The organism is Erythrobacter sp. JB2-19, from assembly GCF_057365005.1.
The window spans coordinates 3,001,003-3,016,440 of the sequence record NZ_CP200290.1 but is presented as its reverse complement, the minus strand read 5'-3'; the positions used below and the strand labels follow the sequence as shown (position 1 = coordinate 3,016,440).

The 15,438-nt window shown below is 59.1% G+C and carries 16 protein-coding genes; 4 read left to right on the top strand and 12 right to left on the bottom strand.

The features are described 5' to 3' along the window. Positions 1–108: 108 nt before the first annotated feature. The 3 genes from AC0V6O_RS14430 to AC0V6O_RS14420 are packed head-to-tail and all read right to left on the bottom strand — an operon-like array spanning position 109 to position 2,007. A complete protein-coding gene (locus tag AC0V6O_RS14430) occupies positions 109–1,299 on the bottom strand; it encodes an acyl-CoA dehydrogenase family protein (protein ID WP_486145092.1) in 1,191 nt (396 codons plus the stop codon). A gap of 35 nt (positions 1,300–1,334) precedes the next feature. Then, positions 1,335–1,625: a hypothetical protein gene (locus AC0V6O_RS14425; RefSeq protein ID WP_486145090.1), complete on the bottom strand. Its 291-nt coding sequence runs from the start codon at positions 1,623–1,625 to the stop codon at positions 1,335–1,337. A gap of 28 nt (positions 1,626–1,653) precedes the next feature. Continuing rightward, a complete protein-coding gene (locus AC0V6O_RS14420) occupies positions 1,654–2,007 on the bottom strand; it encodes a hypothetical protein (protein ID WP_486145088.1) in 354 nt (117 codons plus the stop codon). Between the two features lie 191 nt (positions 2,008–2,198). Between AC0V6O_RS14420 and AC0V6O_RS14415 the strand changes: the two genes are divergently transcribed. Further along, positions 2,199–3,140 (top strand): right-handed parallel beta-helix repeat-containing protein, encoded by a 942-nt coding sequence (locus AC0V6O_RS14415; RefSeq protein WP_472639980.1) that lies wholly within the window; start codon positions 2,199–2,201, stop codon positions 3,138–3,140. A gap of 3 nt (positions 3,141–3,143) precedes the next feature. Here the strand turns inward: AC0V6O_RS14415 and AC0V6O_RS14410 are convergent, their stop codons facing one another. The 3 genes from AC0V6O_RS14410 to AC0V6O_RS14400 form a co-directional block, all read right to left on the bottom strand. Further along, positions 3,144–3,644: a GNAT family N-acetyltransferase gene (locus tag AC0V6O_RS14410; RefSeq protein WP_486145085.1), complete on the bottom strand. Its 501-nt coding sequence runs from the start codon at positions 3,642–3,644 to the stop codon at positions 3,144–3,146. Then, positions 3,641–4,639, bottom strand: a complete 999-nt coding sequence (gene ribA / locus AC0V6O_RS14405) for a GTP cyclohydrolase II (protein WP_486145083.1) — start codon at positions 4,637–4,639, stop codon at positions 3,641–3,643. Before ribA ends, AC0V6O_RS14410 begins: the two co-directional genes overlap by 4 nt. 77 nt (positions 4,640–4,716) lie before the next feature. Next, positions 4,717–5,520 (bottom strand): exodeoxyribonuclease III, encoded by an 804-nt coding sequence (locus tag AC0V6O_RS14400; protein ID WP_486145081.1) that lies wholly within the window; start codon positions 5,518–5,520, stop codon positions 4,717–4,719. 186 nt (positions 5,521–5,706) lie between these two features. Between AC0V6O_RS14400 and AC0V6O_RS14395 the strand changes: the two genes are divergently transcribed. After that, a complete protein-coding gene (locus AC0V6O_RS14395; RefSeq protein ID WP_486145079.1) occupies positions 5,707–7,161 on the top strand; it encodes an alkaline phosphatase in 1,455 nt (484 codons plus the stop codon). 344 nt (positions 7,162–7,505) lie between these two features. Here AC0V6O_RS14395 and AC0V6O_RS14390 read toward each other — a convergent pair whose 3' ends face one another. The 5 genes from AC0V6O_RS14390 to pabB form a co-directional block, all read right to left on the bottom strand. Next, the gene (locus tag AC0V6O_RS14390) at positions 7,506–8,177 is read right to left on the bottom strand and encodes a LolA family protein (protein WP_486145077.1); all 672 of its coding nucleotides are present in this window, start codon (positions 8,175–8,177) and stop codon (positions 7,506–7,508) included. Positions 8,178–8,399: 222 nt separating this feature from the next. Beyond that, positions 8,400–8,567, bottom strand: a complete 168-nt coding sequence (rpmG, locus tag AC0V6O_RS14385) for a 50S ribosomal protein L33 (RefSeq protein ID WP_472639973.1) — start codon at positions 8,565–8,567, stop codon at positions 8,400–8,402. 156 nt (positions 8,568–8,723) lie between these two features. Further along, complete coding sequence (gene arfB, locus AC0V6O_RS14380) at positions 8,724–9,140, bottom strand: alternative ribosome rescue aminoacyl-tRNA hydrolase ArfB (RefSeq protein ID WP_486145075.1); 417 nt, start codon at positions 9,138–9,140, stop codon at positions 8,724–8,726. After that, positions 9,133–9,858, bottom strand: coding sequence for an RluA family pseudouridine synthase (locus tag AC0V6O_RS14375; protein WP_486145073.1), 726 nt, complete (start codon positions 9,856–9,858; stop codon positions 9,133–9,135). Before AC0V6O_RS14375 ends, arfB begins: the two co-directional genes overlap by 8 nt. Before the next feature lie 14 nt (positions 9,859–9,872). Then, entirely contained in the window at positions 9,873–11,744 is a 1,872-nt protein-coding gene (gene pabB, locus AC0V6O_RS14370) for an aminodeoxychorismate synthase component I (protein ID WP_486145071.1), read from the bottom strand. A 147-nt stretch (positions 11,745–11,891) separates the two neighbouring features. On the opposite strand from pabB, the gene AC0V6O_RS14365 reads away from it, so the two are divergent. Together AC0V6O_RS14365 and AC0V6O_RS14360 are read left to right on the top strand one after the other, a co-directional pair. Continuing rightward, positions 11,892–13,478 (top strand): helicase HerA-like domain-containing protein, encoded by a 1,587-nt coding sequence (locus AC0V6O_RS14365; protein ID WP_486145069.1) that lies wholly within the window; start codon positions 11,892–11,894, stop codon positions 13,476–13,478. Continuing rightward, entirely contained in the window at positions 13,475–14,317 is an 843-nt protein-coding gene (locus tag AC0V6O_RS14360) for an META domain-containing protein (RefSeq protein WP_486145067.1), read from the top strand. Before AC0V6O_RS14365 ends, AC0V6O_RS14360 begins: the two co-directional genes overlap by 4 nt. Positions 14,318–14,325: 8 nt before the next feature. On the opposite strand, the gene AC0V6O_RS14355 is transcribed toward AC0V6O_RS14360, so the two are convergent. Then, positions 14,326–15,411, bottom strand: coding sequence for a glutathione S-transferase family protein (locus tag AC0V6O_RS14355; RefSeq protein ID WP_486145065.1), 1,086 nt, complete (start codon positions 15,409–15,411; stop codon positions 14,326–14,328). Positions 15,412–15,438 lie beyond the last annotated feature (27 nt).

The window sequence follows — 15,438 nt, the reverse complement described above, 5'->3', positions numbered from 1 at the left end:
CCAAGCCACCCGCTCCCTCCGCCCTTCCACCCGGATCGTAACCCGGTGTGATAATCCGGGTGGAAGGGCGGAGGGAGCGGGTGGCTTGGCCGTGAGCGTTAGCGAGCCTCAACCATTCAAACTTTCCCATTCGCGCAGCATATGCTTGGCGATCTGGAGCTGGAGAATTTGCGTGGTGCCTTCGTAAATCCGGTAAATCCGGGCATCGCGGTAAAATCGCTCTGCGTCATATTCAGCGAGGTAACCCGCGCCGCCATAAATCTGCACGACTCTGTCCACTACACGGCCACACATCTCCGATGCGAAGACTTTGAACGCGGCCGCCTTGATGATGATATTCTCGCCGCGATCCGCGCGCTCGGTCACATCGCGCATCATGCATTCAGCGGCGTAGATGTCGGTCTCGCTGTCGGCGAGCATCGCCTGGATCAATTGAAAGCGCGCGATTGGCTCGCCAAAGGCCTGGCGTTCATTGGCATAACGTAGCGCAGAATTGAGCGCGCGCCGGGCATAGCCGGTTGCCGCCGCGCCAACGGAAATGCGGCCATTGTCGAGGCTCTGCATCGCAAAGCGAAAGCCCTTGCCGGTTTCCCCGCCCAGCAAAGCGTCGCCGGGCACTTTCACATCATCTAGCATGATGTCGGAAATGTGTGATCCGGACTGGCCCATTTTTTTATCCGGCGAACCGGTTGAAATACCTGGGCTGTTCATCGGCACCAGAAATGCACTGACATGGGCGTTTTTGGGCAGGTTGTCTTTTTCGGTCCGCGCCATGATCAATGCGACATCGGCATGCGGTGCGTTGGTGATGTAGCGCTTGGTGCCATTGAGCACCCAGCCATTGCCATCGGGGTCAGGGGTTGCGGTGGTTTGCAGACCGGCGCTGTCGCTGCCCGAACCAGGTTCGGTCAGGCCAAAGCAAGCGATCTTGCCTTCGACCAGCTGCGGATACCATTCGGCCCGCTGCGCCTCGGTCGCGCCGTTCTTAAGCGCGCTCGCAAACATGCCGACATTGATTGAGAAGATTGAGCGATAGGCGGGCGCCGCATAACTCATGGCGTTTACAACGCGGGCATATTGCCGGGTGTTCAGGCCAGCACCGCCATATTCTTCAGGCACGGAAATCCCGAACAGGCCCATCTCACGCATCTCATCTACGATCTCTGGCGGGATTGCGTCGTTTTCGATCACATCGTTCTCGGCCGGGATCAGGCGCTCCTTGACATAGCGGTCGAGCTGCTCGGCAAATTGCTCAAACGTATCGTGATCCATTCCAGCATTGGCTTGGCCTGCACTCATTATCGAAATCGTCCTTTGGCGTTTATGCGATGGGGCTATTGCGGGTTATCGCCTGTGCTTTCGTCCGCGCTTTCGCCATTTGCTTGGGATGGGTCTGGAATGTCGGGCGCGGCGGTTGGCAGCACCTCTGGCGGCAGGCGGCGCTCATCCAGCATTTCTGCGGCTTCATCGAGCGCCTGGGCCTCGCCTTCGCTTACCGCGCCGGGCCCCGTATCACCGCTCTCACCGCCACAAGCGGCCAGAGCCAGCGTGAACGGTGCGCATATCGCGGCGCGAGAAAATGGGAAGCGGGCGGCGGCGCGGCTGCTTTCGCTGCTTCTGGCCAAGGCCCACTTCCCAATCATTTTGAGCGGATTACTCAGTAACAGCTTCAGCGGCATTCTCGGCCGCATCCACCACTTGATCCAGGCTCGCACCGGCTGCTTCGGCGGCTTCAGCAGCGGCTGCTGCTTCGTCGGCTACCACTGCGGCTGCGTCTGCTGCTTCGGTGGCGGTTGCCTCGTCAACGGCGGTATCGGCTGGATCGACTTCTTCTGCGACCGCTGCGGCATCTTCAACCGGCTCTTCTACGATTGGCTCAAGCGCTTCATCCGCTGGCATTTCGACCGTATCGGCGGTTGCATCCACCGATGCGTCGTCCGCGCTGCCGCAGGCGGCGAGTGCGAGAGTGGCACCAGCCACCGCGATCATGCTTGTCAATTTCTTCATGGGTTTTCCTCCTGAGTGACCCTGATTTGTTTTGGTAGGGCGCGTCCCCACCTTTGCCCGGCGCTGGTGTAGCCGCCTGTGCCCCTGCTCGCCAAGCGCGAATTCAACATTCTGACCGATAGTTGTACCGCCTAGGGACGCCAAGTGATTGCCCGGCGGCGCTTGGCGAAGGCGCTGCTATCCCCGTGTCCATGAACTACAAACTTGCTGCATCCGCCCTCGCCCTCGCATTATGCGCTCCTTCCGCCGTCGCTCAGCAGGCTGGCGGGGACTTCACCATTGTCGAGACCGGGCGCTCCTACAATTCGCTGCAAAGCGCCGTGAGTGCCGTCGGATCGGGCAAGGCGACCATTTCAGTTGCTCCCGGCAACTACCGCCAATGCGCAGTTCAGGAAGCAGGCGTGATCACTTACACAGCGGAAAAGGCAGGCAGTGCCGTCTTTGAGCGCAGGGCTTGCGAAGGTAAAGCGGCGCTGGTGCTGCGCGGCAATGGTGCAGAGATTCGCGGGCTGACCTTTCGGGGCATTTCAGTCGCCGATGGCAATGGTGCAGGGATCCGGCTGGAACGTGGCAGCCTCAACATCGCCTATTCGAGTTTCGAAGACAGCCAGCAAGGAATTCTCACCGCTGATGACGCTCGGGGCTTCATCTATATCGCCCGCTCGACCTTTAGCGGGCTGGGCACATGCGAACATTCGGCAGGCTGTGCGCATTCGATCTATGTCGGCAATTATGGCGAGCTGTCGGTGGTCGACAGCCGATTCGAACGCGGAACTGGCGGGCATTATGTGAAAGCACGCTCTGGGAAGGTAACGATTCGAGGCAATTCGTTTGACGATGCGAGTGGGCGCGGCACCAATTATATGATCGACCTGCCAGCCGGCGCGCGCGGCACGATCACCGGCAATTGGTTTGTGCAGGGCCGCGATAAAGAGAATTATTCAGCCTTCATCGCGCTCGGTGCGGAGACAGTCCTGCATCCGTCCGATGGCTTGCGGGTCCAGAACAATGAGGCGCGCTTTGTGCCCGGCCTCAGCCGATCCAGCACGTTTTTGGCCGATTGGACCGGATCAAAGGTGGTTATGTCTGGCAACCGCTTGATGGACGGCGTGACGCAATATCAACAGCGCTAGGGCTTACCCAAATGCGGGCGCGTATTTGACCTCGCCTTTGGGTAGGTCACCTGCCAGCAGCAGACACTGGAAAAATTCGGCTGGTCCGCCAGCATAGGTCAGCTGTGGCTCATGCTTGAAGCCAAAACGCGGATAATAGTCCGTACTGCCGATCAGAATGATACCGCTCGCGCCGCGCTCTCGCATGTCGGCAATACCGCGCCGGATCAGCCGCCCACCAATATCCTGCCGCTGCAGTTCAGGCCGCACGGCGACCGGGCCTAGGCCATACCAACCGGTGGCCGCGTCGGTGATGGTCACCGGTGAAAAGGCAATATGGCCGACGATCTGCATGGTATCCTCGGCGACCAGTGACAGTGTCAGATCGCCGTCATCGCGCAATTGATCGATAATGCGTGGCTCGCTGCCATCGCTGAAAGGCATCGGGCGAAAGGCTTGCTCTGTGACCTCATGGATCGCGCCTTGATCGCCGGGTGCCTCGGGGCGGATTGTGATTGCGGTCATTTCAGCAAATGCCCTGATTTGTCGCGCTTGGTCGCCAGATAGCGGGCGTTGAACGGGTTATCGGGCAGTTGGTGCTGCACACGCTCGCTGATTGTGACACCTGCTGCTGTCAGCGCCTCAACCTTGCGCGGATTGTTGGTCATCAGCCGAATGGTGCGCGCGCCAAGCAATTCCAGCATTCGCGCAGCGATCGGGAAATCGCGCGCTTCGTCGGGCAGTCCCAGGCGCTCATTGGCCTCAACCGTGTCAAATCCGGCGTCTTGCAGGCTGTAGGCGCGCAGCTTGTTGATGAGGCCAATCCCGCGGCCCTCTTGCCTCAGATACAGCAGCACGCCCCAGCCGCCGGATGCGGCTTCTTCGGCCATGGCGGCCAGGGCCGCGTCGAGCTGAGGCCCGCAATCGCATTTGAGGCTGCCCAGGATATCGCCAGTGAGGCATTCAGAATGAAGTCGTACCAGCGGCTGTTTGTCGCCGCTTTGCGCGCCAATGATCAGCGCCACATGCTCGCGTGTATCGGCGCTGGAGCGGAAGGCGACGATCTCCGCCGTATCGCTGGCGTTCACCGGCAGCCGCGCCCGGGTCGCGATGCTGAGCGCGCCTGTGGCGGAATAATGGGTAAGGTCGGATGCAGCGATACCTTGCGCTTCGCCAGCATTGTCCGGATTGACCAGGAAGGCGGGCAATATCCCTGCGATCCGCGCCAGTTCGAGCGCGGCAGCGGCGGTCTCTTCCCATTCCAGTCTCTCCGCGCGGAAGGGCCCCTTCAGCGGGTTGTTAAGATCCAGCGCCGGGTCCGCAATCGGCAAAGCCTCTCGCAGGCTGAATGAATCTCCACCGCAGATCAGGACCGGGGCGTGCGGGACAGCGGCGGCGCGCTGATTGGCGAGCTTCAGGGTCGCTGCCCGTGCTGCCGAAATCAGCATTTGCGGCGCAGTGGCTTCTCGCGCAATCGCGGTTTCCACCGGCAGCAAGACCGGCCCACCGGCAAAGGCCAAGGGCCAGCCATGGCGTAGGGCATCGACCGCTTGCGCCGCGCGCCGAGCGGGTGAGAGATCGGAGGCAGGCGCCTCGCTCAGAGCGAAAACTCTGTGATTAGCGGAATGTGATCGGATGGCTTTTCCCAGCTTCGCGCATCTTCCACGATGCGGTGGCCGGACGCCTTGGCCGCCAGCGCCGGGCTGGCCCACATATGGTCAAGCCTGCGCCCGCGATCATTCTTGCGGTAATCGGGCGAGCGGTACGACCACCAGCTATAATAGCGCTCTGGGTCTTTGATAAACTCGCGCCCGACATCGACCCATTGATGGGCGGCCTTGAACTTGTCCAAGGTGTCCACCTCAAGCGGGGTGTGGCTGACGACTTTCAAGAGCTGTTTGTGTCCCCACACGTCGCTTTCCAGCGGAGCGATATTGAAATCGCCTACGATCATTGTCGGCTGCTCAATCGAGTCGGCCCAATCGGTCATGCGGGCTAGAAAATCGAGCTTTTGGCCAAACTTGGTGTTCACCTCGCGATCGGGGACATCGCCGCCAGCGGGCACATAAACATTGTCGAGGCACATCATAGCCTTGCCATCTGGCGCATCGAGCAGCTCTACACCGACATGGCGCGCCTCGCCATTGGCCTGCCAATCGTGCCGCGAATATTCGCGCAGAGGCACGCGGCTGATTGTGGCCACTCCGTGATAGCCTTTCTGCCCGTGCACCGCGATATGTTCGTAACCTAGCTTAGCCAGCGCCTCAGCGGGAAACTGATGCTCCTGACATTTGATTTCCTGCAGGCACAGGATGTCGGGCGAATGCTCGGCAAGAAAGCGCTCAACTTGGGGCAGGCGCAGGCGGACAGAATTGATATTCCAAGTGGCAATAGAGATCATGCGCGCAGGCTTAGGCAGAGCTGGGCACAAAATCTAGCGTGTCTGTTTATGAACCCAGCCAGTCCGCACGCATGGCTCGTCTCAACAACAGGCGACGCCTCGTCTCAACAAGAAACGCCAGCTTTCATTTTACCGTCGCAATGAAACGCGATAGCGAAGGTCGAGATTTTCCTGAGAGGTCCAATTATGAAACTCACCCGCTCGCTCAATCTGCTGATCACTGGGGCTGCGCTCTCTTTAGGCGCATGTACCTATGCTGATGGATCACAAGGGGTGGTGAGTACGCCTACACCGGTGGCCGCAGATGAGGCTCCTGCGCCCAAGAAAGCCAAGAACGTCATCCTGTTCATCGGTGATGGCATGGGCATCTCGACGATCACTGCTGCGCGGATTTATGCCGGGCAAAAACGCGGACAATCGGGCGAGGAATATGTCCTGCCGTTTGAAAAGTTCGACAATGTCGCGCTGGTGAAGACCTATAACACCAACGCGCAGGTGCCCGATAGCGCGGGCACAGCCACCGCAATGCATTCAGGGCAAAAGACGAAAATCGGTGTGCTGGGCGTAGGGCCAGATGTCGTTCGAGCCGATTGTGCGTCGGGCCTTGCCAATCCCTTGCCTCTTCTGGGCGAAGAAGTGAATCGGCGAGGCCTTGCTTTGGGCATCGTTTCCACCGCGCGGATTACGCATGCGACGCCGGCGAGTGTCTATGCGCGCAGCGCCGATCGCAATTGGGAAGCGGACAATGGCATTCCAGAGGATCAACGCGGGCTGGGATGCGATGATGTCGCGACGCAGTTGATTAACGCCGATTTTCAGGTGGCGCTGGGCGGCGGGTCTGCATTGTTCTTTGGAGATGGGGTTGAAGATGGGAGCCGCCGGTTGAATTCCAATGCAAACCTTCCGGCTGACTGGGTCGCCCGCACCAGCGGCACTCTTGTACGCGATGCTGCTGGTTTGGATGCCGCGCCAAAGGACAAGCCGGTGCTTGGTCTCTTTTCGCCCAGCCATATGACATACATGGCAGAGCGGATGGACGGCAGTGACAAAGGCGCGAGCGAGCCGACCTTGACCGAGATGACTAGCCAAGCGATTGCGCGCCTTAAGTCTGATCCGGATGGTTATTACCTGATGGTCGAAAGCGGGCGGATTGATCACGGTCACCACGCGGGCAAGGCGGGATTTGCTTTGGAAGAGACAGTCGAATTCGCCAATGCGATCCAATATGCCATCGACAATACCGATCCGGAAGAAACGCTGATCATGGTGACGGCGGATCACAGCCACGTCTTCACCATCGCTGGTTATCCGAGGCGCGGGAATGACATTCTTGGCCTCGTTGTCCCGCCAGAGAGCGGCGGCGCTGAAGTGGCCGAGGCGGCAAAGGCGGAAGATGGCAGGCCTTATACGACGCTTGGCTATGTGAATGGACCGGGATCTATCGCAAACCTGGCCGAACGCCCGATTCCAGAGACAGGCATCAATGCACGCCAGCAATCCGCAATACCGACGGGCAGCGAGACCCACGCTGGTGAGGACGTGGCGCTTTATGCCCAAGGCCCCGGCGCGGACAAAGCGCGCGGCGTGATCGAACAGAACGTTGTGTACGATATCATCCGCAGCGCCTTCGGCTGGGAATAAAGCAGAAAGATATTTGGCTTAGGCGCCAGCGAGAATTGTGAGCCGTTGGAACCGGCGCGAGGCGCACTTTTGTGCGTGAGCACCGGAAGCCGAACGGTTTGTAATTCGCAGCAAGCATAAGGCGAATAGAAAACAAAAAACCCTCACCCCGGGGGCAATGGGGCAAGGGTTCCATGTGAGCGTTCGTCACGCTTGTACAAATCAGCCTGAACAAGGGTTGGGGCAACAGGGGGAAACCCGCCCTCAACTGATTTGCAAAAGAAAATTACGCCTATTCGCCTTACAGGTAAATGAATATGTGCCGGGCTTTGTCGTATTCCTACAACTAAACGCGGTCAAACCGTTCAACCCGGTCGACGAGATGATTTGCGCGGATCTCTAAATCTGAATGCGCTGTCAGCAACCGACATGCCATAGCGATGATTCTTTAGCCGAACGGTAGTTCGGTGATTCTGCGAATCAAGCGCGACCCAATGGGTCAACTGCCATCCACCAGGTGCGGTGCCGTCGCGAACAAAGATCATATTGATCACGCCAAATTCAGGCCGCTTTGGATCGCGCACTTCGACGCTGATCACATCGTCATTGCCGGTTGGCATCATCTTGCCGAATTTTTTCACATCGCGGGTGGGATCTAGCAGCGCACCGAGCGGCGAATTTCTGATCGGCCAGCGTTCGACCTGATCAACGGTATAGTCGATCAGATAGAGCGATTTGCCGTTGGAGACGACGAGCAGGTCGGTCCCCTTCTCATATTCGAAGCGGATTTTGCCCGGCCGTTTCAGCGTCATTTCGCCCGCGATCACATTGCCCTGACGGTCAATTTGCGAGAAATCGGCCCTCATGGTTGAGATCGCGCGCAACGCGCCGGCGGCCACATCAAGATCATTCGCTTGCGCATAAGCGGGCGGTGCAGGGGCAAAGCTGGTTTCTGCGGGCAAGCCAAAAGCGGCGGCAATTGCTGCTGCGCTCGCGGTAGCGGCGGCGAAGGGCTTGGAAAATCTAAAAAGGTTCATGCTCATAACCCCTGCGATTAATGCGTTGGCGTTGAACTGCGGCTGAACTGAGCGTTTTGCAAGCGCTTAAGCGGGGATACACGCGGTCAGCCGGGCCTAATAACGCAAAACCGCGCCAAAGCGCGGTCATGGGCGCCGTATGCGGGGCGCATCCGCTAAAGGTCTGGAGTACCGCAGGCCGCCTGATCGGCCGTGATCAGCCGGAAAGCCGTGGTCAGAAGCTTACTTGATTTTGGCTTCTTTGAATTCGACATGCTTACGAACAACCGGGTCGTACTTACGGAACACCATCTTTTCGGTGATGTTGCGCGGGTTCTTTTTGGTCGTGTAATAAAAACCCGTGTCGGCGGTCGAGACGAGCTTGATCTTGACGGTTGCGGGCTTCGCCATCGCGTTATCCTAATTCTATCTGGTGGGCCCACCCAAGCAAACGGGTTTGAGCCGAAAAAATCAGGCGACGCGCGGAGCATCGCCTTGCAAGCCGCGCCATTTATCGATTCACCGCCCAGAGTCAAGCGAATCTGACTATTCGGCGCGGGCGTGAGCCTACCAATCAGAGCGGCTGGGCTTACCGCGATTGGCCTTCACCGTGCCGCGCGCTTTCTTCGATTTGAGTCGCTTGGTCTTGCCCACCCGGTTGATCCGGGTTTTGGCTCGCCGCTTGGGCTGCTTATGGGCCTCTTCCAGCAGGCTTTCCAGCTTCTCTCGGGCTAGGCCGCGATTGGCCTCCTGCGTGCGATGTTCGCGCGCCGTGATCATCAGTTCGCCTGCCGCCGTCAGCTTGCTACCGGCGATTGTTCGGAGCCGCGCAAACACCGGCGGGGGCAGGCGCAGAGCGTAAATATTGACGCGCAACTGCACTTCGGTCGCGACCTTATTGGCGTTCTGCCCGCCCGGGCCGGAGCCTGCGAGGAAGCTCTCCTGCGCCTGGGCGTGCGCGCGTTCTAGCAGGTCTTTATCCATCGTCCTGTTCGGCGTTGATGGCGGGTTCGGTGACCTCGGGCGGAGCGGGCGCAGTCAGGCCAGCACGCACGAAATCCTCTGGAAATGGAGCATGGGCGGTGATCGTCGGCTTGGTGCTGCGCGCAATGCCAATGGTTTCAGCGTGCAGCATGGTGCGGCCTGCACCCTTGTTCTGCCCGCGCACCGGCCCGTAAACCGGATCGCCTAGCAGGGGGGCGCCCAGGCCCAGCAGGGCGTGAACCCGCAATTGGTGCGTGCGCCCGGTCTCTGGCCGAAAGCGGATTAGAGAGCGCTGTTTGTCGCCGTCGCCAATTGTCTGCAACACCTCCCAATGCGAGATAGCAGGCTTGCCCTTTTTCGCCGCGATCATGCGCCAGCCCTTTTCAGCCGAGCTAATCTTAGACAGCGCCAGTTCAATCGTGCCAGAGTTTTCCGCTGGCACCGCGTCGAGCACCGCCAGATAGGTCTTAGAAACGGCGCGATCTTCAAACGCCTTGTTGAAACGCTTTAGCGCCTTGGGATTGCGAGCCAGCAGTAAGCAGCCGCTGGTGTCTGTATCCAGCCGGTGAACCGCATGCGGCAATCGCTGAAATCCCAATTTCAGCTCATCAAGGTGATCGAATAGGCACGGTCCGCCGCGCCGCGGACGATCCACTGGCAGGCCGGCAGGCTTATTGATCACGAGGGCCTCGCCATCTTCGAACAATATCGGGAGCATTGGGCAGGGCGCCTTTATGAAAGTTTGAGCCGGGCTGGATTTAGCCCGCGCAAGGCATTGCCTAGCACAAAACCATTTTCGAGATCGGCAAGTGTGAGTTCTGCTTCGACTGCTCGGCCTTCAGAGATCAGATGTTGGCGCAATATTCCAGGCAACAGGCCGAGCGTGGCGGGCGGGGTCAGCAGCACACTATCCTTATCGCCAGTGTCTTTTGCCACAAAGACATTGCTGAAACTGCCCTCTGTCACGAGGCCATCGTCGCGCACGAAGATGGCTTCATCTGCGCCATAAGCGCGCGCAGCAATCAGCCCGTCTTCGTAAAAGCTGCGATCGGACGTCTTGTGCGACAAACGCCAGTCTGACGGATCCAGCGGCAGCGGCAGAGCAATGCACTCAAACCCCGTGCCTTTGGGCGCAGGCAGCGGCCCTGTTTCCAAAGCAAGCGAGCCTAGCCGAGAGACCAGAAGGCGAACCTTGCACGCCGCCTCCAGATCAAAACACAGCGCCTGAATCTGATTGCGCGCAGCATGGCGATCAAATGAAAAGCCAAGCGTCGCCGCGCTCGCTTTCATCCGGCCCAGATGCAGCTCCAGCAGGTCGATCCCGCTTTCCGGCTCAAACCGCATGGTCTCAATCAGGTCCACTTGCGGGGCTGTGTGATCGGGTGAGGCACGCCGCACGAACCCGGCTTTGACCTCGCTTTCGCGCCGCTCTGCGATCATCTCGCTATCGGCGACAATCGCGGAACCCACGCCCAGTACGGCATTGCCTTGTGCGTTCTCAATTGGGGTGAGGCGCAGGGTCCGAATGGCGACGTTGAAGGCAGCCGAGCCATCGGCATCAATCCGGCCAATTGCGCCGCAATAGGGGCCGCGCGCGTCTCGCTCATAATCGCCGATCAGCTCCATCGCGCGGATTTTTGGGGCGCCGGTGATCGATCCGCAGGGAAACAAGGCGCGCACCAGATCAACCGGGCCGTTCTCTGGTGTCAGGCGGGCGCGTACCGTAGAGACCATTTGATGCAATGTCGGATAGCTCTCGACCGCAAAGGGCTTGTCGACCTGTACGCTGCCAGGCTCTGAAATACGGCTGAGATCATTGCGCATCAGGTCAACGATCATCAGGTTTTCCGCTTTGTCTTTCTCCGATGTCGCCAGATCATCGGCCAGCGCCGCATCGGACGCGGCATCATGCCCGCGCGGCCGCGTGCCCTTCATCGGTTTGGCTTTGGCATCTTTGCCATCGAGCGCGACAAACAGCTCTGGAGAGAAGCTTAGCAGCCAATGCGAGCCATCAAACACAATCCCGCCATAGCCAGCGCTCGCCGCGCCGCGCAGCTGCGCATAGATCGCCAGCGGATCGCCGCGGTACGATCCGGCCAGCGGATAGGTGAGATTGGCCTGATAAATATCGCCTGCGCGGATCGTCTCCTGCAGAGCCTCGAACGCTTTGGCGTATCCTCCGGGGGAAAGCCCGGGGTCGAGCGGACCGATCGAGGACGCGCCTGTGCCGCCTGTGTCAGTGCAGCTGTCCTCAGCGCGCATAGCCAGCCAGCCTGGCACATTGCCAGCGGGGATTTCCTCTGCCCTATCAAACAGGCCGAGCCACACCAGTGGACCGTTTGCGCCGCTGCGATTGGCGGCGAGTTTGGCCAGCTTCGGCTCCAGCGCGAGGCCCGCTTCATAGGCAATGTAACCGGCCAGCTCGCCGCCTTGCTCAGCTTGCGCAGCGCGCGCATCAGTTAAGGCTCGCTCTACTTCATCCGGGCGGTAGGCGGCGAAAATCTGGCGGGGGTTTTCATACAGGCGCGCAGGCGCGGCGGCGGCGCCATCGGCATTTTCCTCGCGCGCATCGTCCAGCAGAATAAACGCAGTAGCCTCACCCATGTGCCCAGCCTTTAGAGCATCCACGCTTCAAGTCGACCACCTATGTCGCGGCATACGTCACTGCGCGCAAGCGACACCTTGACCGTTTGGCCCTCTCACTTCACACATTCGGTAAGACAAAATGATAAAAAAGGGCGGTATCCAAACATGGGCGATATTCCAGGCGAAATCTTTCTGGGGCTGGGCAGCAATGGCGAGAATCAGCATCTCGCACTCAGCCGGTCGAACCGTCACGGATTGATCGCGGGCGCAACCGGCACGGGTAAGACGGTCACCTTGCAGGGGTTGGCTGAGAGCTTTTCTGCCAATGGTGTGCCGGTGTTCGTCGCGGACGTAAAAGGCGATCTGTCCGGCATCGCCATGCCCGGCAGTGCAAAGTTCAAACACGCTGATAAGCTTGAAGGGCGGGCCAAAGAGCTGGGCATGGACGACTATGATTATTCCGATAATCCGGTGGTCTTCTGGGATCTGTACGGCGAGCAAGGCCATCCGATCCGCACGACCATTTCTGAGATGGGGCCGCTGCTGCTCTCGCGGCTGCTCGATCTCAACGACACGCAGGAAGGCGTGTTGCAAATCATCTTCCGCCATGCCGACGATAATGGCCTGCTGCTGCTCGATTTCGGCGATCTGCAGAGCATGCTGCAATGGGCCAATGAGAACGCCAAGGAGCTCTCCGGCAAGTACGGGAACGTGTCCAAGCAATCGGTCGGCGCGATCCAGCGCCAATTGCTGAGCTTTGAAGCGCAAGGTGCGGATTACTTCTTTGGCGAGCCTGCGCTGGAAATCGACGACTTCTTGCAATGTGATGAAACCGGGCGCGGCATCGTCAACGTGCTGGCCGCCGACAAGTTGATGCGTAGCCCGAAACTGTACGCCACCTTCCTGCTGTGGCTGCTGGCGGAGCTGTTTGAGAGCCTGCCCGAGGTTGGCGATCCTGAGAAACCCAAGCTCGTGTTCTTCTTTGATGAGGCGCACCTGCTGTTCGATGATGCACCCAAAGCGCTGGAGGAAAAGATTGAACAGGTCGTTCGCCTGATCCGCTCAAAAGGCGTTGGCGTATTCTTCGTGACGCAAAATCCAATCGACATTCCCGAAGAGGTCGCAGGCCAGCTGGGCAATCGGGTGCAGCATGCCTTGCGCGCCTTCACCCCGCGCGATCAGCGCGCGATCAAGGCGGCGGCGGAAACATTCCGGATCAATCCCGACCTCGATGTCGAAGAAGCGATTACGGAGCTGAAAGTGGGCGAGGCGCTGGTCTCGACCCTGGACGAAGATGGCGCGCCGACCGTGGTGCAGCGGACTTTGATCAAGCCGCCGCGTTCGCGCCTCGGCCCGGTGACCGCCAAAGAGCGCGCGATTATTCAATCGATCAGCCCGTTTGAAAACAAATATGATGAGGCGATCGACCGCGAGAGCGCAGAGGAAATTCTGGCTGCCAAAACCGCCGATGCCGCTGAAACCGCGCAGGAGGTTGAGGAGCAAGGCGAGGAGGAGGTGCGCAAGCGCCCGCGCAAAACCAAGAGTATGTGGGAAAAGGCCATTTCGCGCGGCACGAAAGTGGCCGCTGGCGGAATGGCTGGTGCAGCTGCCTCTGCAATTCTCGGCAAGAAATCGCGCGCCAACCCGATGAAATCCGGCATCAAATCTGCGGTGGGTTCCATCGCGACCGATCTGGCCGGGCCGGTGGCTGGGCGATTTGTGAGGAACCTTATCGGGGGCTTGATGCGATGAAGCCGACTTTCGCCCTATTCGCAATTTCGGTTGCGCTCTCCAGTTGTGCAACACCTGGTCCCATCGCATCCGATCCGGGCATAGATGTAAACAGCGGACCGACTGCAGAGCGGTTGAATGGCGGCTATATGGTGGTTGCGGTCAATGGTAAGCGTGCATTGAGCAGCTTTAGTGTGCAATTTACCCCATCTGAATATGGCGGCTATGATGGCTGCAACAGCTACTTTGGCCAAGGCCTTGCCAATGGCGCGCGATACTTCGCCGGTCCGGGTTCGCAGACACTCAAGGGTTGCACGGCAAACACCTCAAGGGGGCGTAGAATGCTGGCGCAGGGCCAGACGGTGGCGCAGATAGTTGGCGGTGGATTTACGGCCCGTGATCTGGGCAATGGTCGGATCATGCTGATCTCTGAGCATGATGGTACTGTAACTGGTACCGTAACTATAGAAGGAGCTCTGCGAAAGGCGGAAGTAACAGCGTCTAACCAGATGCTGTTGTCAGGCACCGCATGGGAGGCTTTTCTACTAAATTCAGAGCGATCACCCTATGTTAAAACGGCGGATAATCAATACCTTCGATTTAGTGACGACAGAGTCGCCGCGAAGTTCAGCTGCGCCTCCTTCGTTGGTGGATACGTGCTGGACGGAAATCGGATTAGCATCGTAGATTTGGCTGTTACCGAAGGTGAAAATTGCACCAGCGCGGATGACATAAAGGACGCTGAATTTCGTGCCCTTTTGACCAGTGAGATGCGGTATTCCGCGACAGAAAATAGCATTCTGATCGGCTCGCCCGCAGGGGAGCTATACGGCGATAAGGAACGCCAGCTGGCCCGTTGACTCAGCGATCAAGCGGTTTTGAGAACGTGATTTTCGAACTTCAGCCGCGCAGGCATTTTGAATTGAAGCAGCGCTTCGCCGCCGACCGAACGCAGCATTTCTTCGCAAGCATCGCGGCCTGACCCCTCAAGCGAGGCGAGATAGTCGAGCCCGCGCTGCAGCATCCACAGGCTAAAGGGCACAGCGATGCGCTGACCACTGGTGCCCTCAATCGTGAAGTCTGCCATGCCAACCGCGCGGGGGATCTCCGTGTCCGGATTGGCGGTCAGCCACTCACCAAACATGTTCGCCACTTTCGCAAGATAGGGCACTTGCTCACCCATCATCCGCGCCAGCACTGGCAGCAGCGTCTCGGGAATTTCGTCATTGGGCAGGAACTCGCCCGACAGCGGCGCCTTCACATCGACCATGCGGCGGACCCATTCGGCCACTCGCGGAGCCAATTGTTCCATAATCTCGCCCGATGCTGGGTCGCGGTAAAGGTGGGCATAGAGCGGCCCGATCAGGCCCAAATCCCCGATCGAGGGCCGCGATCCCAATAGGAAAGGATGCACTGCAAAATGCGCGTCCAAATCGGCCAGCAGAGCCTCATAGCTCGCCTCAACCGCCGGGATTGTTGCGTCATTGATGCCAAGCATAGGAACGAAGCCGCGGAACATGCTACCACGCTCTTTGCCGGTCGCATATTGCTCCTCCAGCGTACCATCGGGCAGCGCGGTTTTGCCAAATTCGCCGTAAACCCACTCTTCGTTGTAGTTCCAGCGATAATGCATCGCCGGGATCACCAGCCATTCATCGCCAAAGCATTCGAGCAGCAGCGCGGCTAGTCGCTGGCGCGGCGTATCCGGATAGACCGACGGCCCGCCTTCGCTGGCTTCAAAATGATCAATGATCAGCGTGGTGTCCTGCAGGATTGAGCCATCATCTTTCTGCATCACCGGGATTACCGGGCGCCCGACATTCGGAATGATGACCTTGGCATAGACATCTGGGGTGGAGAGCACCTCCGTGTAATCCACCTGCTTCCAATCGAGATAGCTGCGCGCCTTGCCGGAATAGAGCGAGATCGGGGCGGCGTAGAGAGTATGGGGCAAGGGGGTACTCCGGTTGTATTGTTTGGT

What these genes read in the sequence shown, in the direction of transcription:
- AC0V6O_RS14395 (WP_486145079.1), top strand. Translation starts at nt 5,707, where the DNA reads ATGAAACTCACCCGCTCGCTCAATCTGCTGATCACTGGGGCTGCGCTC.
- AC0V6O_RS14390 (WP_486145077.1), bottom strand. Translation starts at nt 8,177, where the DNA reads ATGAACCTTTTTAGATTTTCCAAGCCCTTCGCCGCCGCTACCGCGAGC.
- AC0V6O_RS14430 (WP_486145092.1), bottom strand. Translation starts at nt 1,299, where the DNA reads ATGAGTGCAGGCCAAGCCAATGCTGGAATGGATCACGATACGTTTGAG.
- AC0V6O_RS14375 (WP_486145073.1), bottom strand. Translation starts at nt 9,858, where the DNA reads ATGCTCCCGATATTGTTCGAAGATGGCGAGGCCCTCGTGATCAATAAG.
- AC0V6O_RS14365 (WP_486145069.1), top strand. Translation starts at nt 11,892, where the DNA reads ATGGGCGATATTCCAGGCGAAATCTTTCTGGGGCTGGGCAGCAATGGC.
- AC0V6O_RS14360 (WP_486145067.1), top strand. Translation starts at nt 13,475, where the DNA reads ATGAAGCCGACTTTCGCCCTATTCGCAATTTCGGTTGCGCTCTCCAGT.
- AC0V6O_RS14420 (WP_486145088.1), bottom strand. Translation starts at nt 2,007, where the DNA reads ATGAAGAAATTGACAAGCATGATCGCGGTGGCTGGTGCCACTCTCGCA.
- arfB (WP_486145075.1), bottom strand. Translation starts at nt 9,140, where the DNA reads ATGGATAAAGACCTGCTAGAACGCGCGCACGCCCAGGCGCAGGAGAGC.
- rpmG (WP_472639973.1), bottom strand. Translation starts at nt 8,567, where the DNA reads ATGGCGAAGCCCGCAACCGTCAAGATCAAGCTCGTCTCGACCGCCGAC.
- AC0V6O_RS14410 (WP_486145085.1), bottom strand. Translation starts at nt 3,644, where the DNA reads ATGACCGCAATCACAATCCGCCCCGAGGCACCCGGCGATCAAGGCGCG.
- AC0V6O_RS14400 (WP_486145081.1), bottom strand. Translation starts at nt 5,520, where the DNA reads ATGATCTCTATTGCCACTTGGAATATCAATTCTGTCCGCCTGCGCCTG.
- AC0V6O_RS14415 (WP_472639980.1), top strand. Translation starts at nt 2,199, where the DNA reads ATGAACTACAAACTTGCTGCATCCGCCCTCGCCCTCGCATTATGCGCT.
- pabB (WP_486145071.1), bottom strand. Translation starts at nt 11,744, where the DNA reads ATGGGTGAGGCTACTGCGTTTATTCTGCTGGACGATGCGCGCGAGGAA.